The following is a 441-nucleotide window of genomic DNA, read 5'->3' as shown; positions in this document are numbered from 1 at the left end:
ACCCGCCACGTGTATGACGCCGCCGGGCGGCTGGTATCGAGCAGCGATCCGCGCTTCTTCGGTCGGCAGCAGGCCGGTGAGACGACACTCGCCGGCAACGAGCGCCACCGCTATGTGCTGTCGGGCCATCCCGTGACGCGCGAAAGCCGCGACGCCGGGTGGCAGGTCGACCTGCTGGACGCCGGCGGCGCCTTGTGGCGCAGCTATACGGCCCGCGATCATCAATGGCGCCGGGAATACGATGTGCTGCACCGACTGAGCGCGGTCTGGCTCGCGAGCAAGATGAGTGGCGCCGAACGCTGCACCGAGCGGTTGCGCTACGGCGACGACGCCGGGATCGATGCCGAGACGGCCCGCCGCGCGAACCTGCGCGGGCGGCTGGTCGGACACTACGATACGGCGGGCCTGCGCGAGATCACGAGCTACAGCCTCGGCGGGGGG

1 pseudogene is annotated in these 441 nt (G+C 70.7%); it reads left to right on the top strand.

Annotated features, from left to right (window positions below):
* Positions 1-441: pseudogene (locus KVT39_RS36565) on the top strand (RHS repeat protein); the annotation flags it as partial.

The organism is Burkholderia sp. GbtcB21, from assembly GCF_019091065.1.
GTDB lineage: Bacteria > Pseudomonadota > Gammaproteobacteria > Burkholderiales > Burkholderiaceae > Burkholderia > Burkholderia pyrrocinia_C.
The sequence above is the reverse complement of the archived record's forward strand: the minus strand, read 5'-3'. Positions and strand labels throughout refer to the sequence as shown.